The following is a 23,936-nucleotide window of genomic DNA, read 5'->3' as shown; positions in this document are numbered from 1 at the left end:
CCGGCGGACTCTCCCTCCTAAAGAGCCGTGTCGCATGCAAATACAATGATGCTTATCAAAAATAGTCTATACGGTTTTTTACAGTATTATGACCTCCTGTGTCTGCGGGAGCATCATGATACTATAAAAAGCCGGTGGAATCAGTCCCCGGGAAACAGTTTCATCATCAGTTTGACCAGTCCGTAAAACAGGGCCAGAACCAGGAATACACCTGCTAATCCAACTCCCATGACTTCCAGTGCACCCATAACAATATCCATGAAACGAACACCTCCTAACTGAGTAATGCCAGGATAATGGATCCTGCGACAATGGATCCGATCTGTCCGGCAACATTTGCTCCGATGGCGGGCATCAGGATAAAGTTCTGATCATCCTCTGCCTGAGCCATTTTCTGTACGATCCGGGCGGACATGGGGAATGCGGAAATTCCGCAGCCACCGATCATCGGATTGATTTTTTTCTTCAAAAACAGATTTACAAATTTTGCAAACAGCACACCAAATCCCGTATCAAAAACAAAAGCAAGAAGGCCGATGCACAGGATCAGCAGAGTATTTAAAGTAAGGAATTCCTTTGCCACCATGGTTGAGCCGATGGTGATGCCAAGGAGCAGCGTAACAAGATTTCCCAGCTCGTTCTGAGCAGTTTGGGAAAGATGTTCCAGCACGCCGCATTCGCGGATCAGATTTCCAAACATCAATGCGCCGATCAACGGAACGGAGATGGGGGCAACAATCCCTGCAACGATGGTAACGACAATGGGGAACAGGATCAAAACGGTTTTGGATACCTTTACATCATAACTGATATCCATGTGAATTTTACGCTCTTCCTTTGTTGTCAATGCCTTGATAACCGGAGGCTGAATCATCGGAACCAATGCCATATAGGAATATGCCGCTACGGTAATGGCTCCCATAAATCTTGGAGCAAACAGATTCCCGACGAAAATGGAGGTGGGACCGTCGGCTGCGCCGATAATGCCAATGGCGGCTGCTTCCTTCAGGCTGAAGATGCCCGGCCATATTAAATTGGCACCTGCTGCCAGAAGCATGGCGGCAAAAATACCAAACTGCGCAGCTGCACCGAAGAAAAGAGTGACGGGTTGCTTCAGTAATGGAGTAAAGTCGATCATGGCGCCTACTGCAATAAAAATGAGAATCGGAAATAATTCTGTTACAATACCTGCATCATAGAGAATGGTCAGAAAGCCATGCTCTCCGACTGCGGCAGATCCGGGTATGTTGGTCATGATTGCACCGAATCCGATCGGGAGAAGCAAAAGCGGCTCATATTCCTTTTTGATTGCCAGATAAATCAAAACGCAACCAATTGCCATCATTAGTACACTCTGCCAGGTCAAGCCTCTTATGCCGCTCAGCAGCTTGCTTAAATTGCCCATAAAAAACAGCATCCCTTCTACCTTTGTATAAATTTTTTGGAACATTCCGACCGGGCAATTGTCGTAAAAAAATCAAACCCGGCTACGATATATTATATTGAAAGGATCGCTCCTTGTCAAACGGAAAAGTGAAACAAATTTCCCGCACAGGTTTTCGCACAAAGCATCGAAAAGCATTGGGATAATTGCCGTGGAATTTGGGAAAATACAAAGGAAAGAGAGATCAAAACGGAAAGGGGGTAGTAATTTTATGGCTCAGGTTACCTGTTCAGTCTGCGGTTGCACCTGTGACGAATCGATTGCCCACAGCTGTCCCGAATGCGGAGAGTGCGTGTGTGATGAATGCGGTACGCTTTATGAAGGATATTGCAAGGACTGCTTCGATGCCGTGGCACAGAAATTTGAATGATACGGTCTCCCTCAGACCTTCCTCTGCCATAACGGATTTGCTTTTCCGGAAGGAATCTGCAAATCCGTGTCGTAGTATATAATCAGGAAGGATTATGGATCCTTACGGGGATCCTTTTTTATGAAATCCTGATAATGGAACGGGGAATGATTCCACAAAAAACAATATAAGGACAACGACCGGAAGACAGGGGGAAGGTTTCAATGATTCAAATCTATTCTGATGACCAGGTGGAAGAGGATTATGGTCGTGCAAGAGAGCTGTATGGAAAGTTCGGTGTCGATACGGATGCGGTTTTGAAGCGGATGGCGGGTCTGGAGATTTCCATGCATTGCTGGCAGGGAGACGATGTAACGGGACTGGAGGCAAATGCCAATGGTTTGTCCGGCGGAGGCATCATGGCCACCGGCAATTATCCCGGAAAGCCCCGGAATGGGGAAGAACTGCGCTCGGACATGAAAAAGGCCATGTCCCTGATTCCGGGAAAGCAGCGGGTGAATCTGCATGCCAGTTATGCGGAAACGGGCGGAACATTTGTGGAACGGGATCAGCTGAAGCCGGAGTATTTTCAGAAATGGATCAAATGGGCAAGGGAGAACCATATCGGCATGGATTTCAATTCCACTTTCTTCTCTCATCCCATGGCGGATTCCGGATTTACCCTGGCCAGCCGGGACAAAGAGGTTCGGGAGTTCTGGATCCGTCACGCGAAGGCATGCCGGGAGATCGCGGCTTCCATTGGCAGGGAGCTGGGCAGCCCGGCGATCCATAATATATGGATTCCGGACGGTTCCAAGGACTTGCCGGCGGACCGCATGATACATCGCCGGATTCTGAAGGATTCCCTGGATGAGATCCTGTCCGTCAAATACGATGAGAACTATGTGAAGGATGCGGTGGAGAGCAAGCTGTTCGGCATTGGTTCGGAAGCCTATGTTGTGGGATCCCATGAATTTTATATGGGCTATGCCCTGACCAGAAACATTATGATATGTCTGGACGCAGGACATTTTCATCCCACAGAGGGGATTGCGGACAAGATATCTGCTCTTCTGAACTTTTCCGGAGAGATTCTGCTTCATCTAAGCAGGGGAGTCCGATGGGACAGTGATCATGTTCCCATATTGAACGATGATCTGATGGCGATTGCTCACGAAGTCATACGCTGCAATGTTCTGGATCGCGTACACATTGCCCTGGATTTCTTTGACGCCAGCATCAACCGTTTGTCTGCCTGGGTGATTGGCACCCGCAATGCGATGAAGGCCATGCTGATTGCCATGCTTGAGCCTGTCGGCCTGCTGCGGGAAGCGGAGGAGAACGGGGACCTGGGGAATCGGCTTGCCCTGATGGAGGAGTTCAAGACACTGCCCTATGGTGCGGTATGGAACAGGTTCTGTCTGGACCAGCACGTACCCGTGGGCGCAGATTGGCTGAACAGCGTCAAAGAATATGAAGATTCCGTGCTTGCCAATCGAAAATAAAAAATCAGGGAAAACAGTGCACCTGCCTGTTGACAGAATGGACGGAATGGCTTAAAATAGAATTACAGTCCTTAAAAAAAGGACTGTTTTGTACCCGTAGCTCAGTTGGATAGAGTGCTTGACTACGAATCAAGAGGTCGTGGGTTCGAATCCCTCCGGGTACACCAAAAGAGTCGCATGTTTGCTGGGCTTACAGCACAATGCGGCTTTTTTATTATGCCTACAGTTACCGCATAGTAACGTTATCCGGTTGAAGGATCGCTTTGGGCAAAACTACTCAAAAAAAGGTTGCATTGTACATCAAGCAGATGTAGGATGTAAGAAAGGAAATCGATGAAAACGGGTGTATATAGTCGGGATGCCCATTAAATTATTTTTGAAAAAGAGATACAGTAAGGCCTGTGAATTGCTGAGAGGGGCGCCCTATGAAAAGGAGGGAGGAACGCCAATGGAGAAGCTGACATTTTCCATGGAGAATTATCTGGAAGCGGTATTTGAGCTGTCGAGCGGGGACAATGGTGCAAGAGTATCCGATATTGCCAGCTGGATGGGAGTGACACGGCCGAGTACCAACAGTGCCATGGCAACACTCTCTGAAAAAGGCCTGATCACAAATGAAAAATATGGGGAAATATTTCTGACTCCCAAAGGAAGGGAGTTTGCAAAACATACTTCCAATAAGCATCATACCATCCGGAAGTTCTTTATGGAAATCCTGAAACTGGACTATAAAACAGCGGATACGGATGCCTGTGCCATTGAGCACGTGATCAGCAACGATTCCATCCAGGCGATGCAGGATTTTATGCGCGCGTATCAGACCAATCCCGGGGATTAGCCTGCTTTGGCAGAAAAACAGCGTAAAATATCATCATAAATATTCAGGATGAATTTTTGGGTTTTTAAAGAGTCAATATTTTTTAGTTGCTAAAGAATATTGACTTTTTTGTTTAGCTGCTATAAAATAGTCTGAGGTGATGGATATGGATAGGAAGAAAAGGGGAAGTCTAATAGAAAAGCTGTATCAGACGCAGAATATTATGATGTGCGAGTTAAAAATTTCCAGGAATTATGGAACGGCGCACAAACTGACCTATTCCGATATTTGCCTGCTGAAGTGTGTGCAGCATAACGAAGGGGCCAGAGCCAGCGACTTGTCGCAGTATCTGGGGATTACCAACGGTGCGGTGGCACAGCTTGCCAAAAAGCTGGATAAAAAGGGATATCTGGAGCCATATCGCATCGTCGGGAACAAAAAGGAAGTCTATTATAAACTGACGGACGCCGGGGAAGCTGCCTGCAGGGGATATGACGGGCACTATGGAAAACTGAGATCCGATCTGGAGGAATATGTCCGGGGATTGGATGAGAACTCCGTAGAAAAAGTCATCGGGATGATGGATTTGATTATCAATGACACCGCCGTGAATGAAAATTGCTCCATTGCCCAAATGGCTGGCCAAGCCGGTCATTCTCAGGAATCAACATTGAAGAGGTGCGAAAAATGCCAAAGAATTTATTGAGTATTCATAATCTTAGTGCGTCTGCCGGAGGGAAGCGCATATTGGACGGGATCGACCTTTCGATCCAGGCCGGAGAAGTACATGTGCTGATGGGCCCCAACGGCGCGGGAAAATCCACACTGGCCAATGTCATTATGGGAGATCCGCGCTATCACGTGGAGGATGGAAGCATTTTATTTGAAGGAGAGGACATTACAGAGGAAAAGCCGGATGTCCGGGCCAGAAAAGGGATCTTCCTTTCCTTTCAGGCGCCCGAGGAAATTCCCGGAATCACGGTTGAGAATTTTCTGCGCTCTGCAAAGGCAGCCTGTACCGGAGAGGAAATCAGGCTGATTCCCTTTCGGAAAGAGCTCCGTTCCAGGATGGAAGAGCTGGGGATTGATCCTTCCTATGCAACCCGCTATCTTAATGTAGGGTTTTCCGGCGGGGAAAAGAAGAAGAACGAAGTTCTCCAGATGGCCGTTCTGAACCCGAAGCTGGCTATCCTGGACGAAACCGATTCCGGGTTGGATATTGACGCGGTAAGGACGATTTCCGAGAGCATTCACCACTATAAAAACAAGGACAACGCAATCCTTATTATTACCCATATTACCAGGATCCTGGAGGATCTCCCCGTGGATTATGTTCATATCATAGCGAACGGGCGTATGGTCCGGACAACGGATGCCTCTGTGATCGATAAAATAAACCGGGAAGGCTATGCTTCGGTGCTTGAGTAAGCAGGGATGGAAGGGACGAGAATGGAAAAAACAAGCAATTTAAAAAATACAGGAAATACGACAGACCGAATGGCGGCAGACCGAAAAGCAAAGGAAGCGGAAAAGCTGGAAAGACAAAAGGCAATGCTGGAGGAAGCCGACAGGGAACGTTTCGATTTTCGGGATAGGGATCAAAGCAGCTTCAAGACAGACAAGGGTCTGACTCCTGAGATTGTAACGGAAATATCAAAAATGAAAAATGAGCCGGAATGGATGCTGCAGCATCGCCTTCGTTCGCTGGAAATTTATAACCGGTTGCCGATGCCGGACTGGGGACCGTCTCTGGACGAGCTTCATATGGACGACATCGTCGCCTATGTCAGGCCAAATACGGATATGAAAAGTGACTGGAATCAGGTTCCCGGGTACATCAAGGATACCTTTGAGCGTCTGGGGATTCCGCAGGCGGAGCAGAAATCCCTGGCAGGCGTGGGAGCACAGTATGATTCCGAAGTGGTTTACCATAATATCCGGGACGAGCTGTCGAAACAGGGTGTAATTTATACCGATATGGAAACGGCGGTGCGGGAACACGAGGATATCGTCCGAAAGCTTTTCATGAAGCTGGTACCGCCGGAGGAGCATAAATTTGTGGCGCTTCATGGCGCGGTATGGTCGGGCGGTTCCTTTGTTTATGTGCCCGAAGGGGTGCATCTGGATTTCCCGCTTCAGTCCTATTTCCGGCTGAACGCCGCCGGCGCCGGGCAGTTTGAGCATACGCTGATCGTTGTGGAAAAAGGTGCAAGTGTTCACTTTATTGAAGGCTGCTCCGCTCCGGGATACAATATGCTGAACCTGCATGCCGGCTGTGTGGAGTTGTACGTGCGGGAAGGGGCCACTCTGCGGTATTCCACCATTGAGAACTGGTCGAAAAATATGATGAACCTCAATACCAAGCGTGCTGTTGTGGAAAAGAACGGCACCATTGAGTGGATATCCGGGACCTTTGGTTCCCATGTTACCATGCTGTATCCTTCCAGCATTCTGAAAGGGGAGGGGGCAAGATCCACCTTTACCGGCATTTCCTTTTCCGGGAAAGGTCAGAACCTGGATACCGGTACCAAAGTGGTGCATGCGGCACCCAATACGTATTCCACAATTCATTCCCGCTCCATTTCCAAGGACGGAGGAATTGCTGTTTACCGCAGTACCGTGGAAATCCTGCCGCAAGCGGTGGGGTCGAAATCCTCTGCTGTCTGTGAATCCCTGATGATGGACAGCGACTCCCGGTCGGATACTATCCCGTCACTGGATATCCGCACCGATGAGTCGGATGTCGGGCATGAGGCGAAAGTCGGGCGCATCAGCGATGAGGCCGTGTTCTACCTGATGGCCAGGGGTCTCACGGAGCAGGAGGCCAGAGCCATGATCGTCCGGGGATTTGTGGAACCGATTTCCCGGGAGCTTCCCCTGGAATATGCGGTGGAGATGAACCGGCTGATCAATATTGAACTGGAAGGAACCATTGGTTAGGAGGGATGATATGCGGCAGGATACACGGAAACATAATACGCGGGATCAAAGCGCATTGAAGCAGGATACGGAAAAACAGGAAACCGGAAAGATGCCGAACCAGAGTATGTTGGAACAGGGTTTGGGACAGCATCAGGGTCTGGGGAGACATGAAAAAAAGGTCCGGAGGATGCAGACACGTACCTGGAGCCGTTCCTATGTGAATGACGCCGGGATGACAGTGTCCGGATCGGATCCGGGATCTTTTCCGGGGAATACGGCGATTCCGGCATCGGAGCGGATTATTCAGGAGCAAGGCCCGGACAAAGTTCCCATGAAGGAGGACGCTGCGGGATTTTTCCTCCCCAGGGAAGCAGGTGCGTTCCTGGATCAGTATGCGAACCGGCGGCATTATCTGCGGATCCCCAGAGGATATACGGAAAAGGACCCGATTGTTCTAAATCTGCATTTGACCGGAGAAAATCCGGATCTGGTGGACGATGTCGTCATCGAGGCAGAGGAAGATTCCCAGGTGACGGTTCTGATAAACTATACCTCCGAAGAAGGACAGAAGGTCCATCATTACGGACGGACCCGGATTCTTGCCCATCGGAACGCCCATGTGAAGCTGGTGAAGGCGCAGGTGCTGGGGGAAATGGCGGTCCATACGGACTCCATCGGCGGCATTGCGGAGGAAGGAGCGCGGCTGGATGTCGTCCTTGCGGAGATTGGAGCGAAAAATCCCTTTTCCAGCTGCAATCTCGTTCTGAAGGGAGAGGGCAGCGAGGCAGAGCTGGATGCGGTTTATCTGGGAGATGGGCAGCGATCGCTGGACATGTCCTATCGCGTGGAACACCGGGGCAAAAAAACCTTGTCCCGCATCACCGCAAAAGGCGTTCTGCTGGAGCGGTGCAGGAAAACATTCCGGGATACGCTGGACTTTATCAGCGGCGCTGCCGGATCAAGGGGACGTGAGGAAGAGAACGTCCTGATGCTGAGTCCCGATGTGCGGAATCTGTCGGCGCCGGTCATGCTCTGCGGAGAGGAAAACGTGGAAGGGGATCATGCCCTGTCTTCCGGCAGGCTGGATGAAAAAATTCTGTTTTATCTGATGAGCCGCGGGCTCAGTGAAGTGGAAGCAAAAAAACTGCTGGCAGAGGCTGCTGTTTCTTCCGTTGTGGAGAAGATACCGGAGGAATCCATTCAGAACCGGATCAAGGATCAGGTCCGAAAAGCCATTGAGAAAGGAGGCCAAACGGCTTGAACAAATACCTGCATGATTTTCCGCTGCTGTGTGAGAAAGATGAAAAAGGCCGCCGCCTGGCCTATCTCGACAATGCTGCCACGACGCAGAAGCCTCAGTCGGTATTGGATGCGGTGATGGAGTACTATCAGAAATCCAATGCCAATCCTCACCGGGGAATTTACGACCTGAGCGTGAAGGCCACCAACGCCATGGAGTCTTCGCGGGAAAGAATCCGTTCCTTTATCGGAGCGGAGAAGACGGATGAAGTCATCTTTACCAAAAGTGCCACCGAGTCCCTGAACCTGGTGGCCCAGAGCTATGGAATGTCCGTTCTGCATTCCGGCGACCGGGTTGTGCTGGCGATTTCCGAGCATCACAGCAATCTGGTGCCGTGGCAGATCGTGGCAAAGGCCCGGGAGGCCGAGCTGGTTTATCTGTATACGGACAAAGCAGCCCGTATTATCCCGGAGGAAATCGAAGAAAAGATCAATGATCGGACCAAAATCGTAGCTGTGGCGCAGGCGTCCAATGTGACCGGAGTCATCAATCCGGTGGAACGGATAATAGAACGGGCGCATCAGGTGGGAGCGGTGGTCGTCGTGGACGGAACCCAGAGTGTTCCCCATATGGCTGTAAACGTGTCCTCCATGGATGCGGACTTCTTTGCGTTTTCCGCCCATAAAATGCTGGGGCCCATGGGATTTGGCGTACTTTATGGAAAGGAAGAACTGCTCCGCGAAATGCCTCCGTTCCTATATGGCGGGGATATGATCGAGTATGTGGAGGAACAGGCTTCCACCTATGCCCCTCTTCCGGAAAAGTTTGAAGGAGGCACCCAGAACGTGGGAGGAGCAGTGGGCCTTTCCGCCGCCATCGACTACCTGGACAAGGCCGGCATGGAAAACGTCCGCGCAGGGGAAAGGGATCTAACCTCCTACCTGATGGACCAGCTGCATGCGATACCGCATCTTCACGTCCTGGGGCCGGACAATCCGGAGGAGCGGATCGGGGTGGTTTCCTTCGTAATGGAGGATGCCCATCCTCATGATATTGCAACGATACTGAATGCAGACGGGATTGCTGTCCGTTCCGGCCATCATTGCGCCCAGCCTTTTCTGTGCCGTCTGGGTGTAACGGCTACCTGCCGGGCCAGTCTGTACCTGTACAACACGGAAGAGGATATAGACCGCCTGGCGGAAAGCCTGAAAAGTGTCAGGAGGTGGCTGAACGTTGGAGTTGGGTGATATCTATACGGAAGTCGTAACGGAATACAGCCGTTCCCAAAAGCACCGGCACCCTCTGGAACATCCCGATGTCAAAGTGCGGGGAGTCAATCCCAGCTGCGGGGATGATATCAGTCTGGAACTGAAGGTGAAGGACGGCAACATTGAAAATGCCGCGATTCTGGGGAGCGGCTGTGCCATTTCCCAGGCATCTGCTTCCATTATGGCGGATTTGATTGAAGGGAAATCAACCGCTGAGGCGAAACATCTGGCGGAATTGTTTCTTGGCATGATCCGGAAAACCGTAACCGATGAAAAGGAATTGGAAGAGCTGGAGGACGCCATAGCCCTGAAGAATATTTCCAACATGCCTGCAAGGGTCAAATGTGCTGTGCTTTCCTGGCATACGCTGGAGGAAGCACTGGATAAGCTGAAGGGTGCGGGAGAGAGCCATTGACTTTTCATGGGCGCTTTTTCCGATAGAATTTTCCGATAGGAAAGGGATTCTTTGAATCCCTTTTATCCGGCGAACAAGTTAGATATATCTAACTAAAAGGAGGAATATACATGTCCTGGCAAGGCTGGATATGGATCATCTATGGGCTACTTGTAATTGGAAAGCATGCTTTCCGCATCCTATCCAAAATAAGAAAAAGGAGAAAGCCGGCTCTCTGAGGCACCGGCCTTCTTCCCGTCATTTGCTTGTCAGCAGTCGTTCCAGGTTTTTTCCCAGCAGTTTTTCCCTGCAGCTGTCTGAGATATCGAGATTGCGGATTTGTCTCAGGTCGTTTTTGATATCCTCCGCGTTATTATAGGGGAAATCCAGGCCATAAATCAGCCAGTCTTCACCAACCTGCCATAGGAGATCCTTGATTTTTTCCGGACCAAGATACCAATATTTCTGCTTCTGAGGAGACAGTACCGAGGCAATTCCGGCATATAAATTTCCGCTTCCGGCATGATTGGCGAAAACTGCCAGCATATCCTGAAAGAAATGATATCCTCCCACATGCTCAAAGACAAGTTTTAATTTTGGAAAGTCACATGCGATGTCGTCGAACAACAGCGGATGATATTGGGAAATCCGGTAATGATGCACGCCGGTGTGGAAATCCAGGGGTATGGAAAGCTCTTCTGCTTTCTCATAAAACCGGTAGGCCTGTTCGGATTTCAGATTCCATTTATCAAAGGCAGGATGCATTTTTATCCCCTGGAGACCCAGTTCTTTCGCGGTCAGCAGCAGGTGGATGGCATCGGATCCCTCCGGATTGATGGCGGCATAGCCTGTCAGTCGGTCCTGATGCGCGCGGATCTCTTTGGCAAGCCAATGAATCGGATCCGATTCCCGGTCTCCCCATTGGGGGAAAAAGGGAGCAAAGGCCACTGCCTTTTCAATTCCGCATTCATCCATTAGCTGCAGAAGGTGCGGGATATCCCCTTCCGGACGGATGTCGGTTGGGAAGACATGTGCATGATTGGCAAAGATTTTCATAAGTAAAACAGTCCCTTTCTTATTTAAAGACTCTCTGATGGTTAGAAAATTCCTCTATCCTTTGTAAACTTATCACATTTTTGGGTGTATGACAATATCAGGCCCGCATAATAGTCCGCTTAGTCATCGGTCAATGCTGCTTCTATCCTCCAGGAATGAATCATTGTTTCTTTCTTCCTGCCTTCTGACAAGTCATAAAGAGCTACGGCAGAATGATCGGGATCGCCTTTTTCCAGGTGAAATACACACATATACAGAACATCTGCGTGAATCCTGTAACCAATGAAGTCTGCCATATCCGTGGCTTTGCTCTTCATATCAAAGATGATCCGGGAACCATTCAGATTTATATCGATGATAACCTGAATGTAGTTATATAGGGGATAGTCGTCAGGAGTCAGATTCACAACATCTGCCATTGAGGAGATACAAGCCACTTTCTTGGATCCATGCAGTATGGAGCACTTTCCGTCTTTTGAAAAGTTCAGGAGGATCTGTGGTGATTCAACGATGGACTTTTTTGCATACACAGACGTTGAAGTACTTGCAATAAAAGCGTGGGATTGTTCCAAAAACAATCCATAACCAATATCTGATTCCGTATGGATGTTCCTGCATGTCACATTTTCAGCCCGGAAACTTGAATGGCAGCTGTAAACCGCATCCTTGTGATAGCTGGAGATTCCATTGGTGATGATCTCTGCAAAACAGAGATTATGACTGTTGATCATTACAACGGCCCGGACACAGTTCCCATTAAATGTAATTCTGGCATTATTTACATTGGCAAGTACCAGTGTTTCGTCGCTGTCCTCTGTAATTTGCAGATTATAATACGCTGTATATGGACTACGCATGGCAATTACAGCTTCCAATAAACTGGAGAATGGGTTGCTTTGGCTGCCGTCCGGATTGTAATTATCATTTGATCCGTAATACAGGTTCACAGGATTCGCATTGGGATTTTGAATCGTTACGATGGGACTGCTGCTGAAAGCAACTTGAAAGTTTTGGTTTGTAACAAAGTACTGTGTGAAACCTCCCCAATTACCCACTGTAATGTGTGAAACAACATATATCTCTCCGGTGATATGATTGAAACCCAGGCCTTCAATTTCACCTGTTGAGTATAGATTCTCCTGCCACATATCAAATGTGTACGTTGTTTTATATTGAACTGTCCTGCTTTCAAAGTCCATCTTCATTGCCCAGATTTGCGACTTGCGACCGCCAATATAATAAAGAATGTCGCGATTTACCTGAATTCCCTGCATCCACAAAGGGGTAAAGCCCAATACATCTTCAAGGGAAACCCGGAAAAGCAGATTCCAGTCTGCATCATAAAATTCCAAAGTGTTTCTGTCGCACAATATCATGCAGTCATCCACACTATCGTAACCGATTGAGTGAATGGGATTTAATTTCGTTTTATTGCTTAAATCGACGATGTCCACAATTGAAAGCGAGTCTCTGTCTATTTTGAAAACCTGTTTTCTTTGCCTGGTGTCCTGTCCTTCGGAGTCTTCAGCAGGGCATAGATATAAATAACCGTCTCTGCTGTTGTAAGCCATCGAATTTCCGTGATATCCTTTAATATCGTTGCTTTTGAATTCTTCTCCGGTAACAACATTAAATTTTACAAGTGTTCCGTATTGCACATCCAAAGGTTTTGCATTCTGAAAATACTGAACCACCACAGGCCCTCCAACAGAGGCAAATCCCTGCGCATTTGAGGCTATGAAACCTTGCTTGCGATATTTCCTGCCCAGGCGCCTCATTGTTGCATAACCTGTATGAAAGCTGTTTTTGTTTGTGTCATCGCAAAATGGATCAAAAGTGCCCATAGTTTTCTCCTTTCATGATTTGTCAATTAAGAATATTGATGAGGCAATTCGTGCTGCCTCATCAATATTTATATGCAGTTATTTATGACTATTGTAGAAATCCTGCCATAGCTTCGTGTACTGATTGATCTTAAGAGTTTTCAGCTTATTCAAGTGGCTTTGCCAATCATTATCATTAATACCCTTCATAATTGCATCCGCCTGAAATTGGCTCATATAGTGTGAAATATCGGTTGAGAGCAGATTCCTTTTATCCACATTTTCAGGAGTATCCAGGCCAACAGGCATGACCTCTTTGGGAGTAAAGGGCAGTGTGGCTTCTACTGTTTCAATCTTTTTCTTTGTTCTCTGATCATTCTCATAAGCCTCTACATCCGGGTCGCAATAGATATTGTAGGTTACCGTTCCAACCGTACCAATGGTACGCCGGTACGCGGTTATCGAAGTCCCTTCCGGAACATTATCCTCAGTAACTTCCCATTTTCCATCATCAAGTTTTCTCCAGCAGCCGCTTCCTTCCGGGCCATAATTCCACAGTTGAACCATGTCAAGGCTGGAGTTCTGGAAATCGTACCACCGGAGCAGAACAGCCGGTTCTTTACATTTTGTTGTGATGGTAAAAGCGGACATGCCGCCAAGTGGTTCAGAAGACCGATACCATAGCGAATCCCCTTTGGGCCCCTTCATTGGCAGCACAGGTACATATGAGTGGCTTCTTTCCTCTTCCATGATATTGTTGGGGGTCCAGCTCATTACAAAACCTTCGGTCGTTTCAGGGCCAAAGCCTTTGGCGGTAAACTGATCCATGCTTTCGGTAAAGTAATCCTGATTCATCAATTTCTCGGAATAAAGTTTATGGAAGAACTTCAGCCCTTCATAATATCCTTCTTCTGCCGGGGTAAAGATGCATTTCCCGTCTTCAATACGGATATAACTGGAGTTGCCAAGGGTACCGAACATTCCGTACAAACAGTCAAGCTTACTGGCGTAGTAAGCCTCTGACACGGCCAGTGGAATTTCATCTGCTTTTCCATTCCCATTTGGATCCCTTGTTTTGAATGCCTTGAGAACATCGTAGAATTCTTCCAAAGTGGCAGGGATTTTAAGATTAAGCCTGGTGAGCCAGTTCTGGTTTACGTACAGGTTATCCGTGACAAGGTTTTTAGGACTGTTGTCCCCTGCAGGAAGGGAATAGATTTTCCCATCCGGAGCAGTTTCCGCCTTTTTGAGGCCTTCTACTTTGTTGAACATCTTCCTGATATGAGGACCATACTTTTCGATCAACGGGTTCAGGGCGACCAGGGACTTCATATTCTTTACGACATCAACACCGCCGGCAAAAGCGTCAGGCAGATCGCCTGATGCAAACATCACATTGGTTTTTTCCGTCCAGCCGCTTGAAGGTATCTCGTTCCAATTTACTTTAACATTGGTTTTTTTCTCACTGTATATGGAACATTCCTTTTCACTTTGATTTTTGGCGGATTGAGCATCCTTCTTGATTGCGATGGTGTATGTTTCGGGTGTTTTTAAGATCGGAAGATCTGCTGCGTTCATGTTTTTTGGAACATCTGTTGATGCATCGGCATCTTTTGATGCTTTTTTATCGGAGCATCCGAATGCAGATACCATCAACAGAAACGTCAGGCCGCAGGCAATAAACTTTTTCAATTTCATGACGATACTCCTTTCAATTTTTACCTGATAAAGATGTCTTAAGATGGAATATGGTGAACTCCCGGATAAATGGATATATGCTATGAAATGCTATCACCTCCTTATTGACAGGCAGCATACCCGTCCGAACCATTTCCATATCCTTCTCATCCTTTTATACTGCCTATCATGATACCTTTTGTAAAATACTTTTGTAAAAACGGATAGATTATCAATACAGGGAGAGAGGACACGATGATTACACCATATTTAATCGTACCTGCAACCCGCATCAGCTCAACAATGGAATCGGGATCAACATTTTCGCCCTGAACCAGCTGACTGCTGATCAGGATCTCACGCAGTACCAGTTGCAGAGGATAAAGACTCTGATTGCTTAAGTAAATCAAGCCATTAAAAAAGGAATTCCAATGGCTTATGGCATAGGTAAGTGTGACCACGGCTACGATAGGTTTGGAAAGCGGGAGAACGATTCTGAAAAAGAACTTTCCATTGGGGCAGCCGTCTATCGAAGCAGCTTCCAGTAATTCCTTTGGAATGGTTGATTCAAAAAAGGTCTTGGCAACAATGATATTGTATACCGAAACGGAGCCCAGAATCATCATAACAAACGGCGTGTTTGTCAGATGCAGCGATTTTACAACCAGGTAAGTGGGAATCAATCCTCCGCCAAAGAACATGGTAAGCACGAAATACTTCATGATCCAGCCACGGCCGATCAAATCCGATCTTGACAGCGAATAGGCAGCCGGGAGGGAAACGCTGAGGCCCAACAAAGTACCAAATACAGTATAAAAGATTGTGTTCCTATAGCCCTGCCAGATATCCCTGTCCCGGAAGATGATTTTATAACAGGAAAAGCCGATGTTCTTTGGCAGAAACAATACCTGTCCATTGTTCACGGCGTTTGGATCACTTATGGAAGCAATGACGATGAAATAAAGCGGATACAAAACGATAGTAAGTGCAAGGATCAACATACAGTTTACGACAATGTTGAAGTAAAAGTCACTGCGATTATCTTTTATACCCTGATGTTTTTTGATAAATACACTCATAATATAGAATCCTCCTTACCACAAACTTGAATCGCTGACTTTCGAAGCAATTTTATTGACGGTGATTAACAGCAAAAAATTAATCACATTGTTCAACAGTCCAATTGCTGTCGAGTAACTGTATTGTGCCCCCTGAATTCCCATCTTGTATACATAGGTGGAAATAATTTCTGATACGCTCAGGTTCACACTGTTCTGCATCAGATAGGCTTTTTCAAAACCAATGCTCATCAGGGAACCCAGTTGAAGAATAAGCAGGATGATGGTGGTTGGCAATATGGAAGGAATGTCAATGTGCCAGATTCGGTTGATTTTGTTGGCACCATCCACAATTGCGGCCTCGTGAAGTTCCGGATTCACTCCGGCGAGGGTTGCGATATAGATAATACAGCTCCATCCGGTATTTTTCCACACACTTGACCAGACATATAGATGTCTGAATACTGCAGGATTCCCTATAAACTCCTTTGGAGAGCCGCCTGCAAGTTTGATGAACTGATTAACCATGCCAGTAGGGGAAAAGACCACGAGTATCATACCTACCATGACAACTGTTGAAATAAAATGTGGTGCATAGGTGACGGTTTGGGTGAATTTTTTTAACCGGTTCATGGTTGAATAGTTTAAGATAAGAGCAAGAATAATGGGCATGGGGAAACCGGCGATCAATGAGTATACGCTTAAAACCAATGTATTCCTGATCAGATCAAAACATTGGTAAGATTCAAAAAATCTTCGAAAATGGATCCATCCTACCCATGGACTCCCCAGAATGCCTTGTGTTGCCTCAAAGTCTTTAAAAGCAATTTGTATCCCATAGATTGGAATATAGTGAAAGATTAAAATATAGACAACTGCAGGTAAAAGAAACAAATACAAAATATAATTCTGCCTGACTTTTTTCCACTTATATTCTCTTTTCCGGACTGCAGCCGGTTTGTGCAGTGCGTTTTCCAAAATATGCAGTGATTCCATTTCATTCCCTCCGAATTTCTTTGCTGATAGGATCCTGGAAAAATTCTACCCTACAGACTGATATCCTGTAAATAATCGGTTATTGAATAAACAGAGTCCGGTTTTGAATATCAGGAGGGATATGGTAAATCCTTCTATATAGATGTGGGAAGTTTACCGGATTTGAAACAGTATCGTTTGATTTTGAAAGGTTGGGCACGTTTATCAATTTTAACCAGCTGAAAAAATAAGTTCAAAGAAAAAACAGGAATTATATTCTGAGGTAACAGAAGGAAAAGCCCGGAGTTTGTAGAATAAGAATGCTGGGGATGGTGATTTTATGAAGGGTCCGAATAAAAAAATCAGGGATAAAATAGCAAAATTAGCCAATATAGTAACTCCACTGAAAAATGGGACGTTTGCCAGATACCTGTTCTCTTATATTATACTTTTGCTGATCCCCATTTCTGTGTTCACCTTTATGATATATAATTACGATATCAATTATTTTACAAAATCAATCATCTCGCAGGATATGGAACATACGAAAAAGATTATGAATAATGTTGATCAGGAGATTGAATCACTTTATGGAAATGTAATGCAAATGTCCAGTGAAGGTATTTTTAAAACAAGCTACCAAATAGAGCATCCTTCCGGTTTTTACGACATCCGTGCCAGGCTCAAATCCGTCGAAGCGTCCAACAGATTCATCGATCAGATACTTTTTTATAACAAAAGCCTGGGATGCATCTATACAAGCAATGCCATTTACACTTTTGATGATTTTTATAAATATGGATCCACCTATGAAAACTATACCGAAGAAGAGTTCCGGAGAGTGTTGAATTCCATTGGGAGGAAGTACAAATGGATTCCACAACAGTCCGTGTACTATAATAAAACGATGAATTCCTCGATTACCTATATCATTCCCATGAATTGGAGCAGCATTAATACTTACTCCATGATTCTTTACCATATCAATGCCGACCATTTGAACGATCTTATCGGGGGCGGACGGTCCCATGCAGGTGACGTGCTCATTACCACGGATAACGATCTGATCCTGTTCCATTCCGGTAAAAATTTATCCCCAGAAATCGCCGGCTTGTTGATAGAAAGGGCACATAAAAAGGATCATATTGCTGCCATAATTAAAAGCAAAAAATACCTGGTGTCCTGTGTGCCTTCCGACTCAACAGGCCTGACCTATTACAGTATCACTCTCATGGATGTTGCGCTAAGTGAAGTACGCAGATTAACGATGATATTTCTTTCAGGCACTCTGTTTATTATTTTAATCAGCATGTTTGCAATAAAAGTGTTTATGCATTTTAACTACGATCCCGTGCGTCAATTAAGCGGCATTGCGAAGTCTGTGTTTCCAGCCTCATCCGGTGACAGGGATGATATACTCGTTGCACAGAATGCTCTGATTCATCTTTCGGACGACAATGCGAAAGCAGAGAAAGAAAAGCATGAACTGATGCAGGAAAAATTGCTTTTGCGGTTGCTGAGTGGAGGAATGGAGAACATAGAAGCTTTCAATGCTCTTGGAGCAAAAGTCGGGCTAAGCTTTACCGGTACCTGTTTTTGCGTAATGATTTTCCGCTCTGATTCCGGCTGTCAGGAAGGAAATGTTGAATATATCTCCTATGAGCCAATTGTAAAAGATGAGCTTTCCGGTTTTGAAACATATATGATGACTTATTATAAGGAACTGATCCTTATAGCCTCCGGGTCGGATTTTGACAGCTGCCTTCTCAGAGAGAAATCGGAGCAGATTGTAAAAGATCTGGAAACGGATTTCCATATTCATTTTACCGCAGGGATTGGAAACGTCTATCATGATATTTCATCCGTATGTAAGTCCTATTTTGAAGCGGATATTGCTGTAAAAAGCGGTGAAGGGAAACGGGATCGATGTGTGGTCCTGTTTTATGAGCTTTTGAATCCGGCTGATGGCATAAAATATCCGGAAGAAGAATTGGATACCTTATATTCTGCCATACGTTCAGGAGACACAGAGAAAATCAACTGGTTGATGAATGTCTTTGTTCAAATCGCCAATGTTGCGAATAATGATACACTGAAAATTTGTCTCTTCAAGGATATTATCACTATATCAGATAAAGCTCTGCAGGACTGGAACAGCAAGCCTCTCAAAATAAAGGAAAAATACTTCGGGATATTGTATCGTCCCAAGCTGGATATCGGACGAATTCCGCAATTCATCACGAACCTGTCACGTGACTTGATTGATTCCATTAACGAGAACAAGGATCCAATGGACAGTAATATGGATAAAATCCTGACTTATATCAACAGACACTATATGGACAATGATTTTTCGGTCAACAAGCTATCGGATACGTTTGAAATGTCCATCTCGAACTTCAGTCATTATTTCAAGAGCCGCATGGACCAAACGGTGTCGGATTATATCAATTCCATTCGGTTCGAAAAGGCAAAGGAACTTTTGAGAAATACACCATTATCCATTCAGGAGATTGCGAATCAGATTGGTTATATACAGGTTTCAGGTTTTATGAGAAAGTTTAAGAGTATGGAAGGTCTGACGCCAGGCAGCTACAGGAAAAAATTTGCGGATCGTTCCCCGGATTACGAAAGGAAAACGGAAGCAGGAGTATACTTATGAATAGTCATTCTGTTTACGGGAAAGAATTTTCCGCACAGGCAGCTCCGGAGTCATCAGAGTCGAAACTTTCTGATTCACGGACAAAAAATAATTTTAGGGTTGGAAGGAGGATACGGGATCCCTGTATCATAATGGGAAAGGAAACGAAAAGGTTTACATAAAGGGATGTTGTGGTATAATTGGAATGATGAATTTCTATTATACAGGGAGGTAAGAGCTATGAAAATGATAAAGAAGAAGGGTATTGTGCTGCTGGCCGCTCTTTTGGTTGTGGCTGTGTTTGCAGGATGTTCTTCGAAACCGCAGAAAGGATCGGATGGCAAGCCGGATGCACAGACTTCTGCATCGATCGTAAACGATGAAACGGCCTTCATTAAAGCGATCGGTGAGGATGGGACATGGATTGTCTGTACACTGAAGGATCTGAAGGTGGACCAGGATCTGGTCATTGAAGGGGAGTTCCATGAGAGAGACGACGAAGCTCAGGATCTGACCCGGAAGATTGTGCTATGCAACGAGGATGACAAGCACAAACCAACGGATCGGTTTAAGCTGACGGTGCCGAAGCTGACGGTAAAAAGTCCTAATACCGAGATAATAGGCGGCACGATTGTTGGAGACGTCTATGTGGAAAGCGGGGATTTTGAGCTGGATGAGGGCGCCAGGATTGAAGGCAATCTCTACTTTGCCAATAAGGAATATCAGGATTCCGCCGATTTGGAGGATGACAGTGTTTCAGGGGATGTGAAGATACAGGAATAACGCAGCAACAGAGCCACTTAGAGCCGCTTCATTGATTGAAGCGGTTTTTTGCTGTTATTTGCAGCGGCAGCTGCTGCAATGACGCATGGATAAAGGCTTTTTGCAAAGAAATGGATTTTGTCCGTCTGCTCTGCAAAAAATGACTATATCAAAGGAAGGACCGTGATGTTACGATAAATATGTTATTCCATATCAAATTTAGTTAGGGTGAGATGGGGAGTGAATATTTCATTATCTGAAAACAAGAAGCACGGAAACACAAGCAAATCCCGGAAGCACTTTTTTATCAGGCTTTCCAGAGACTATGAATTGTATCTGTTTCTGCTGCCGGCGATTCTTTACTACATTATCTTTGCCTACGGCCCAATGTATGGAGTCCAGATCGCTTTCAAGGATTTCAATGGGTCTCAGGGAATATGGGGGAGCTCATGGGTTGGATTGAAACATTTTAAAAATTTCTTTCAGTCCTATTATTTCTGGCCGCTGATCCGGAATACCCTTACGGTTTCCATTTACACTCTGGTGGCGGGGTTCCCGGTGCCTATTATACTGGCCCTCATGTTAAATGAAGTGAAGAACGAAAAGTTCAAGAGTCTGGTGCAGACGGTGACCTATGCACCGCATTTCATTTCCATTGTAGTACTGGTCGGGATTATCACTATTGTCATGTCGCCGAATTATGGCATCGTGAACCTGGGGCTTCAGGCTCTGGGATTTGAAAAGCACAACTTCATGACCGACCCGAAAGCATTCCGGCATATCTATGTATTGTCGGGCATCTGGCAAAGTACGGGGTGGAATTCCATCATATATATTGCCGCCTTGTCCTCTGTGGATCCTGCCATTCATGAATCGGCAGTGATTGACGGAGCATCCAGATTACAGCGGATCTGGCATATCAATGTTAAATCCATTGTGCCGACCATGGTCATTCTCCTGATCCTGAATGCAGGCTCCATAATGAATGTAGGATTTGAAAAGGTTTTCCTGATGCAGAATGATCTGAACTCGACGACGTCCGATGTGATCTCCACCTACATTTATCGCCGTGGTATGGTGAAGGCAGATTACAGCTTTTCCACCGCGGTTGGCCTGTTCAACAATGTTGTCAACTTTATTCTGCTGATGCTGGTCAATACGGTATCCCGGAAATTGGGGGAAACAAGTCTGTTCTGATCTTTATCCTTCCGGCAGGATGATGTTATTTTGGAGGAGGTATGATATGTCTGTTATTAAGGAAAGTCCCGGCGACCGAGTTTTCAATCTGCTGAATCTGTTTGTTCTGACGATTGTCCTGGTGATCGTTTTATTCCCCCTGATCCATATTGTGGCGGCTTCCGTAAGCGATCCGGACTATGTCAGTACGGGAAAGGTGCTCCTTTTTCCCAGGGGATTCAATATAGAAGGCTACAAGAAGGTTTTTCAGTATAAGGATATTATGATTGGTTACCGCAATACCATTTTTTATACGATTGTCGGCACCCTGGTCAATCTGGCCGTTACATTGCCGGCTGCATACGCATTGAGCAAGAAACGTCTGATGGGAAGAAACGGGCTCATGTTCTTCATGGCGTTTACCATGTACTTCAGCGGCGGCATGATCCCGACCTATATTCTGATAAGGGATCTGAACCTGCTGAACACCTATGCGGTACTCGTTGTTTCCGGAGCAGTCAACACCACAAATCTGATTATCTGCCGTACCTTTTTCACCTCCAGCATACCGTCTGAGCTGGAGGAAGCTGCCATGATTGACGGCTGCTCCACGACCAGGACGTTTCTGACCATTGTGCTGCCGCTGTCCAAGGCATTACTGGGGGTTATGGTCCTGTATTACGGGATTGGCCATTGGAATTCGTATTTCAACGCATTGATCTATCTGACCGATCGGAGCAAGGTTCCGCTGCAGCTGGTCCTGCGTGAAATCCTGATCGAGCAGGAGATGGCAAGCCAGATGCTGGAATCCGGCGCTGCCGTTTCCGATGACCTGAGAAAAATGCAGATGAAGCTGGCCAGTCTGATCAAGTATTCGGCGATTGTGGTATCCTCCTTGCCTGTGCTGATTGTTTATCCTTTCCTGCAGAAATATTTTGAGAAAGGCGTCATGCTCGGATCCCTCAAGGGGTGACGCAGATGGTGTGCTTTGACGGCATATGTCGTTGGCAGAAATATACAAAATTATATAAGTGAGAGGTGGAGAAAAATGAGGAAGAAGATCATTGCGGTCCTTTTGATCATGGTGCTTTCCGTTTCTGCTTTCGGTGGATGCGGAAAATCAAACGATGCAACTTCCGAGCCCGGGAATAAGGGCAAGGGAAAGCAGGCGCCCCAAAAAGAGGCTGCGCAAAATTTCAACAAAACCGGATACCCGATTGTAAAGGAGAAAACAACCTTTACGGCAATGCATCCCCACAGTCCCAGCAAAGCTGCGTTTGATGAAATGATTTACTATCAGAAGCTGGAAAAACTGTCCGGCATCCATATGGATTGGCAGCCGGTGCCTGCCAGTGATTGGGAGACCAAGGCAAATCTTACTTTAGCCGGCGGGGATTTGCCGGATATAATCCTGGGTGGTCTGACCAATGATGCCCTGTATGATTATGGAATCAAAGGGGATTTTATTGTGAATATCACCGATGGAATCCAGAAATATATGCCAAACCTACAGCATTGGATGAAGGAATATCCGGATGTGGTTCAGTCCATGACGCAGCTGGACGGTTCCATGTACTTTGCGCCTTATATTTATGATACCGCGCAGGCGGCTGCCGATACGGTATATGTCCGAAAGGATATGATGAAAAAGGCAGGCGTGGAAAAGATGCCGGCCACGGTAGACGAGTTCCATGATATGCTGAAGAAGTTTAAAGATGCCAATTTTACACCTGATTTTTCTCCGTTAATGCCTACCAAAGGCGTGGAACTGACCACCGCAGGGTTTGCGGGGTGGGCCTATCCTGCATTTGGTGATTTGGTGGACCTTGGATGGGGACTGGACAGCGATGGGAAGGTCGAGTATACCTATATCAACGACCAGTATAAGCAATACATCGAATTTGTTTCCAAACTCTATGCGGAAGGGTTGATTGAGCCGGAGATCTTTACCATGGATGAGCCGACGAATATTGCAAAAATGCGGGAAAATAAATCGGCGGTTATGACCTTTGCCACCCAATTGAACCCGGAAAACTTTGAAAGCGGGGAACTGGAAGTGGAAATGATGCCGCCGCTGACATCTGAGTATACCTCAAAACAGAAGATCCGGAGCGTGTCTCACGGCGGATCCGGCTCGGGCTATATCACAAAATCCTGCAAAAACGTGGAGGCTGCTCTCCGGTGGTTTGATATGGGCTACGCCGTGGATGACATGGAACCGGGTCTGAACCATTTATCGTCCTGGCTGGGGATCCGTGGCTATAACTGGGATTATGGCGATGACAAGAAAGAGACCATCAAATACTGGAATCCGGAAGATATGGCGGATAAGGTGGGCAATATGACCGTGGATGAATTCAGGGTTTATTACATTGCCCCCAACGAGGGCCCCCGTGCTGCGGTTGCCTGGTTTGTTCCGGAATCCGGGCCGCTAAAAATGAAATCGGAACAGTCCATAAAGAATTACTTCCCCTATACGGTGGATCGGTTCCCGGATTCCGCCCTGAAGTTTACCGATGAGGAAAATGAAACAATTGCCAATCAGTTTACGGATATCGATACCTATTTCAAACAGCAGGTTTCCAAGTTCATTGTCGGGGATGAGCCGATGTCCAAATGGGACGACTATGTGAAACAGATAAAGAAAATGGGAATTGACGAAGTGGTAAAAGTATATCAGGCATCGTATGACAGGCTGCAGAAGGACAGCAGAGCTGCGGGAAGCAGCAAATAGGAACGGAAGAAGGCAGGAAAGCGGGATTTGACGCCGGACCGGATGATGGAATATAATTGAATAACAGGCGCACGGCGAATCAAGTTCAGTATCCA

At 46.4% G+C, this 23,936-nt stretch carries 21 protein-coding genes and 1 tRNA gene; 15 read left to right on the top strand and 7 right to left on the bottom strand.

Annotated features, from left to right (window positions below; all coding sequences use genetic code 11):
- Positions 1-140: 140 nt before the first annotated feature.
- Positions 141-260 (bottom strand): OadG-related small transporter subunit, encoded by a 120-nt coding sequence (locus tag QBE55_03725; GenBank protein WZL79283.1) that lies wholly within the window; start codon positions 258-260, stop codon positions 141-143.
- 14 nt (positions 261-274) lie between these two features.
- Complete coding sequence (locus tag QBE55_03720; protein WZL79282.1) at positions 275-1,405, bottom strand: sodium ion-translocating decarboxylase subunit beta; 1,131 nt, start codon at positions 1,403-1,405, stop codon at positions 275-277.
- A gap of 250 nt (positions 1,406-1,655) precedes the next feature.
- On the opposite strand from QBE55_03720, the gene QBE55_03715 reads away from it, so the two are divergent.
- The 10 genes from QBE55_03715 to QBE55_03670 all read left to right on the top strand — a co-directional run bounded on the left by QBE55_03715 (position 1,656) and on the right by QBE55_03670 (position 9,960).
- Positions 1,656-1,814, top strand: coding sequence for a hypothetical protein (locus QBE55_03715; protein WZL79281.1), 159 nt, complete (start codon positions 1,656-1,658; stop codon positions 1,812-1,814).
- Positions 1,815-2,017: 203 nt separating this feature from the next.
- On the top strand, positions 2,018-3,298 hold the full coding sequence (locus QBE55_03710) for an L-rhamnose isomerase (GenBank protein WZL79280.1): 1,281 nt from the start codon (positions 2,018-2,020) through the stop codon (positions 3,296-3,298).
- 90 nt (positions 3,299-3,388) lie between these two features.
- A tRNA-Arg gene (locus QBE55_03705) sits at positions 3,389-3,465 on the top strand.
- A gap of 281 nt (positions 3,466-3,746) precedes the next feature.
- Positions 3,747-4,136, top strand: coding sequence for a metal-dependent transcriptional regulator (locus tag QBE55_03700; GenBank protein ID WZL79279.1), 390 nt, complete (start codon positions 3,747-3,749; stop codon positions 4,134-4,136).
- Between the two features lie 145 nt (positions 4,137-4,281).
- Complete coding sequence (locus QBE55_03695) at positions 4,282-4,821, top strand: winged helix DNA-binding protein (GenBank protein ID WZL79278.1); 540 nt, start codon at positions 4,282-4,284, stop codon at positions 4,819-4,821.
- Positions 4,803-5,543, top strand: coding sequence for a Fe-S cluster assembly ATPase SufC (gene sufC / locus QBE55_03690; protein ID WZL79277.1), 741 nt, complete (start codon positions 4,803-4,805; stop codon positions 5,541-5,543). Before QBE55_03695 ends, sufC begins: the two co-directional genes overlap by 19 nt.
- Before the next feature lie 105 nt (positions 5,544-5,648).
- Positions 5,649-7,055: a Fe-S cluster assembly protein SufB gene (sufB, locus tag QBE55_03685; protein WZL79857.1), complete on the top strand. Its 1,407-nt coding sequence runs from the start codon at positions 5,649-5,651 to the stop codon at positions 7,053-7,055.
- Between the two features lie 10 nt (positions 7,056-7,065).
- Positions 7,066-8,298 (top strand): SufD family Fe-S cluster assembly protein, encoded by a 1,233-nt coding sequence (locus QBE55_03680; protein WZL79276.1) that lies wholly within the window; start codon positions 7,066-7,068, stop codon positions 8,296-8,298.
- Positions 8,295-9,524 (top strand): cysteine desulfurase, encoded by a 1,230-nt coding sequence (locus QBE55_03675; GenBank protein WZL79275.1) that lies wholly within the window; start codon positions 8,295-8,297, stop codon positions 9,522-9,524. Before QBE55_03680 ends, QBE55_03675 begins: the two co-directional genes overlap by 4 nt.
- Positions 9,511-9,960, top strand: a complete 450-nt coding sequence (locus QBE55_03670; GenBank protein WZL79274.1) for an SUF system NifU family Fe-S cluster assembly protein — start codon at positions 9,511-9,513, stop codon at positions 9,958-9,960. Before QBE55_03675 ends, QBE55_03670 begins: the two co-directional genes overlap by 14 nt.
- A gap of 237 nt (positions 9,961-10,197) precedes the next feature.
- Here the strand turns inward: QBE55_03670 and QBE55_03665 are convergent, their stop codons facing one another.
- From QBE55_03665 to QBE55_03645, 5 genes are all read right to left on the bottom strand, one after another.
- A complete protein-coding gene (locus tag QBE55_03665; protein WZL79273.1) occupies positions 10,198-10,995 on the bottom strand; it encodes an amidohydrolase family protein in 798 nt (265 codons plus the stop codon).
- Positions 10,996-11,114: 119 nt separating this feature from the next.
- Entirely contained in the window at positions 11,115-12,689 is a 1,575-nt protein-coding gene (locus QBE55_03660) for a hypothetical protein (GenBank protein WZL79272.1), read from the bottom strand.
- A gap of 228 nt (positions 12,690-12,917) precedes the next feature.
- Positions 12,918-14,516 (bottom strand): extracellular solute-binding protein, encoded by a 1,599-nt coding sequence (locus QBE55_03655; protein ID WZL79271.1) that lies wholly within the window; start codon positions 14,514-14,516, stop codon positions 12,918-12,920.
- 146 nt (positions 14,517-14,662) lie between these two features.
- Positions 14,663-15,574, bottom strand: a complete 912-nt coding sequence (locus QBE55_03650; GenBank protein WZL79270.1) for a carbohydrate ABC transporter permease — start codon at positions 15,572-15,574, stop codon at positions 14,663-14,665.
- Between the two features lie 15 nt (positions 15,575-15,589).
- A complete protein-coding gene (locus QBE55_03645; protein ID WZL79269.1) occupies positions 15,590-16,549 on the bottom strand; it encodes an ABC transporter permease subunit in 960 nt (319 codons plus the stop codon).
- A gap of 319 nt (positions 16,550-16,868) precedes the next feature.
- Here QBE55_03645 and QBE55_03640 point away from each other — a divergent pair, with 319 nt between their 5' ends.
- The 5 genes from QBE55_03640 to QBE55_03620 all read left to right on the top strand — a co-directional run bounded on the left by QBE55_03640 (position 16,869) and on the right by QBE55_03620 (position 23,841).
- The gene (locus QBE55_03640) at positions 16,869-19,190 is read left to right on the top strand and encodes a helix-turn-helix domain-containing protein (GenBank protein WZL79268.1); all 2,322 of its coding nucleotides are present in this window, start codon (positions 16,869-16,871) and stop codon (positions 19,188-19,190) included.
- A 219-nt stretch (positions 19,191-19,409) separates the two neighbouring features.
- Positions 19,410-19,952 carry a hypothetical protein gene (locus QBE55_03635; protein ID WZL79267.1) on the top strand — a complete coding sequence of 181 codons (543 nt, stop codon included), beginning with the start codon at positions 19,410-19,412 and terminating at the stop codon, positions 19,950-19,952.
- A 225-nt stretch (positions 19,953-20,177) separates the two neighbouring features.
- Positions 20,178-21,128, top strand: a complete 951-nt coding sequence (locus tag QBE55_03630; GenBank protein ID WZL79856.1) for an ABC transporter permease subunit — start codon at positions 20,178-20,180, stop codon at positions 21,126-21,128.
- 46 nt (positions 21,129-21,174) lie between these two features.
- Positions 21,175-22,080: a carbohydrate ABC transporter permease gene (locus QBE55_03625; protein WZL79266.1), complete on the top strand. Its 906-nt coding sequence runs from the start codon at positions 21,175-21,177 to the stop codon at positions 22,078-22,080.
- A gap of 75 nt (positions 22,081-22,155) precedes the next feature.
- Positions 22,156-23,841, top strand: coding sequence for an extracellular solute-binding protein (locus QBE55_03620; protein WZL79265.1), 1,686 nt, complete (start codon positions 22,156-22,158; stop codon positions 23,839-23,841).
- The last annotated feature ends 95 nt before the right edge of the window (positions 23,842-23,936 follow it).

Source organism: Eubacteriales bacterium mix99, from assembly GCA_038396605.1.
Classification (GTDB): domain Bacteria; phylum Bacillota; class Clostridia; order Caldicoprobacterales; family DTU083; genus UBA4874.
This window is presented reverse-complemented; position numbering and strand designations above follow the sequence as displayed.

Bases quoted from the DNA above. Each gene is read 5' to 3' on its own strand.
- QBE55_03655 (WZL79271.1), bottom strand. From the start codon at position 14,516: ATGAAATTGAAAAAGTTTATTGCCTGCGGCCTGACGTTTCTGTTGATG.
- QBE55_03640 (WZL79268.1), top strand. From the start codon at position 16,869: ATGAAGGGTCCGAATAAAAAAATCAGGGATAAAATAGCAAAATTAGCC.
- QBE55_03635 (WZL79267.1), top strand. From the start codon at position 19,410: ATGAAAATGATAAAGAAGAAGGGTATTGTGCTGCTGGCCGCTCTTTTG.
- QBE55_03625 (WZL79266.1), top strand. From the start codon at position 21,175: ATGTCTGTTATTAAGGAAAGTCCCGGCGACCGAGTTTTCAATCTGCTG.
- QBE55_03695 (WZL79278.1), top strand. From the start codon at position 4,282: ATGGATAGGAAGAAAAGGGGAAGTCTAATAGAAAAGCTGTATCAGACG.
- QBE55_03645 (WZL79269.1), bottom strand. From the start codon at position 16,549: ATGGAATCACTGCATATTTTGGAAAACGCACTGCACAAACCGGCTGCA.
- QBE55_03620 (WZL79265.1), top strand. From the start codon at position 22,156: ATGAGGAAGAAGATCATTGCGGTCCTTTTGATCATGGTGCTTTCCGTT.
- QBE55_03710 (WZL79280.1), top strand. From the start codon at position 2,018: ATGATTCAAATCTATTCTGATGACCAGGTGGAAGAGGATTATGGTCGT.
- QBE55_03680 (WZL79276.1), top strand. From the start codon at position 7,066: ATGCGGCAGGATACACGGAAACATAATACGCGGGATCAAAGCGCATTG.
- QBE55_03650 (WZL79270.1), bottom strand. From the start codon at position 15,574: ATGAGTGTATTTATCAAAAAACATCAGGGTATAAAAGATAATCGCAGT.
- QBE55_03725 (WZL79283.1), bottom strand. From the start codon at position 260: ATGGATATTGTTATGGGTGCACTGGAAGTCATGGGAGTTGGATTAGCA.
- QBE55_03715 (WZL79281.1), top strand. From the start codon at position 1,656: ATGGCTCAGGTTACCTGTTCAGTCTGCGGTTGCACCTGTGACGAATCG.
- QBE55_03700 (WZL79279.1), top strand. From the start codon at position 3,747: ATGGAGAAGCTGACATTTTCCATGGAGAATTATCTGGAAGCGGTATTT.
- QBE55_03665 (WZL79273.1), bottom strand. From the start codon at position 10,995: ATGAAAATCTTTGCCAATCATGCACATGTCTTCCCAACCGACATCCGT.
- QBE55_03720 (WZL79282.1), bottom strand. From the start codon at position 1,405: ATGGGCAATTTAAGCAAGCTGCTGAGCGGCATAAGAGGCTTGACCTGG.
- sufC (WZL79277.1), top strand. From the start codon at position 4,803: ATGCCAAAGAATTTATTGAGTATTCATAATCTTAGTGCGTCTGCCGGA.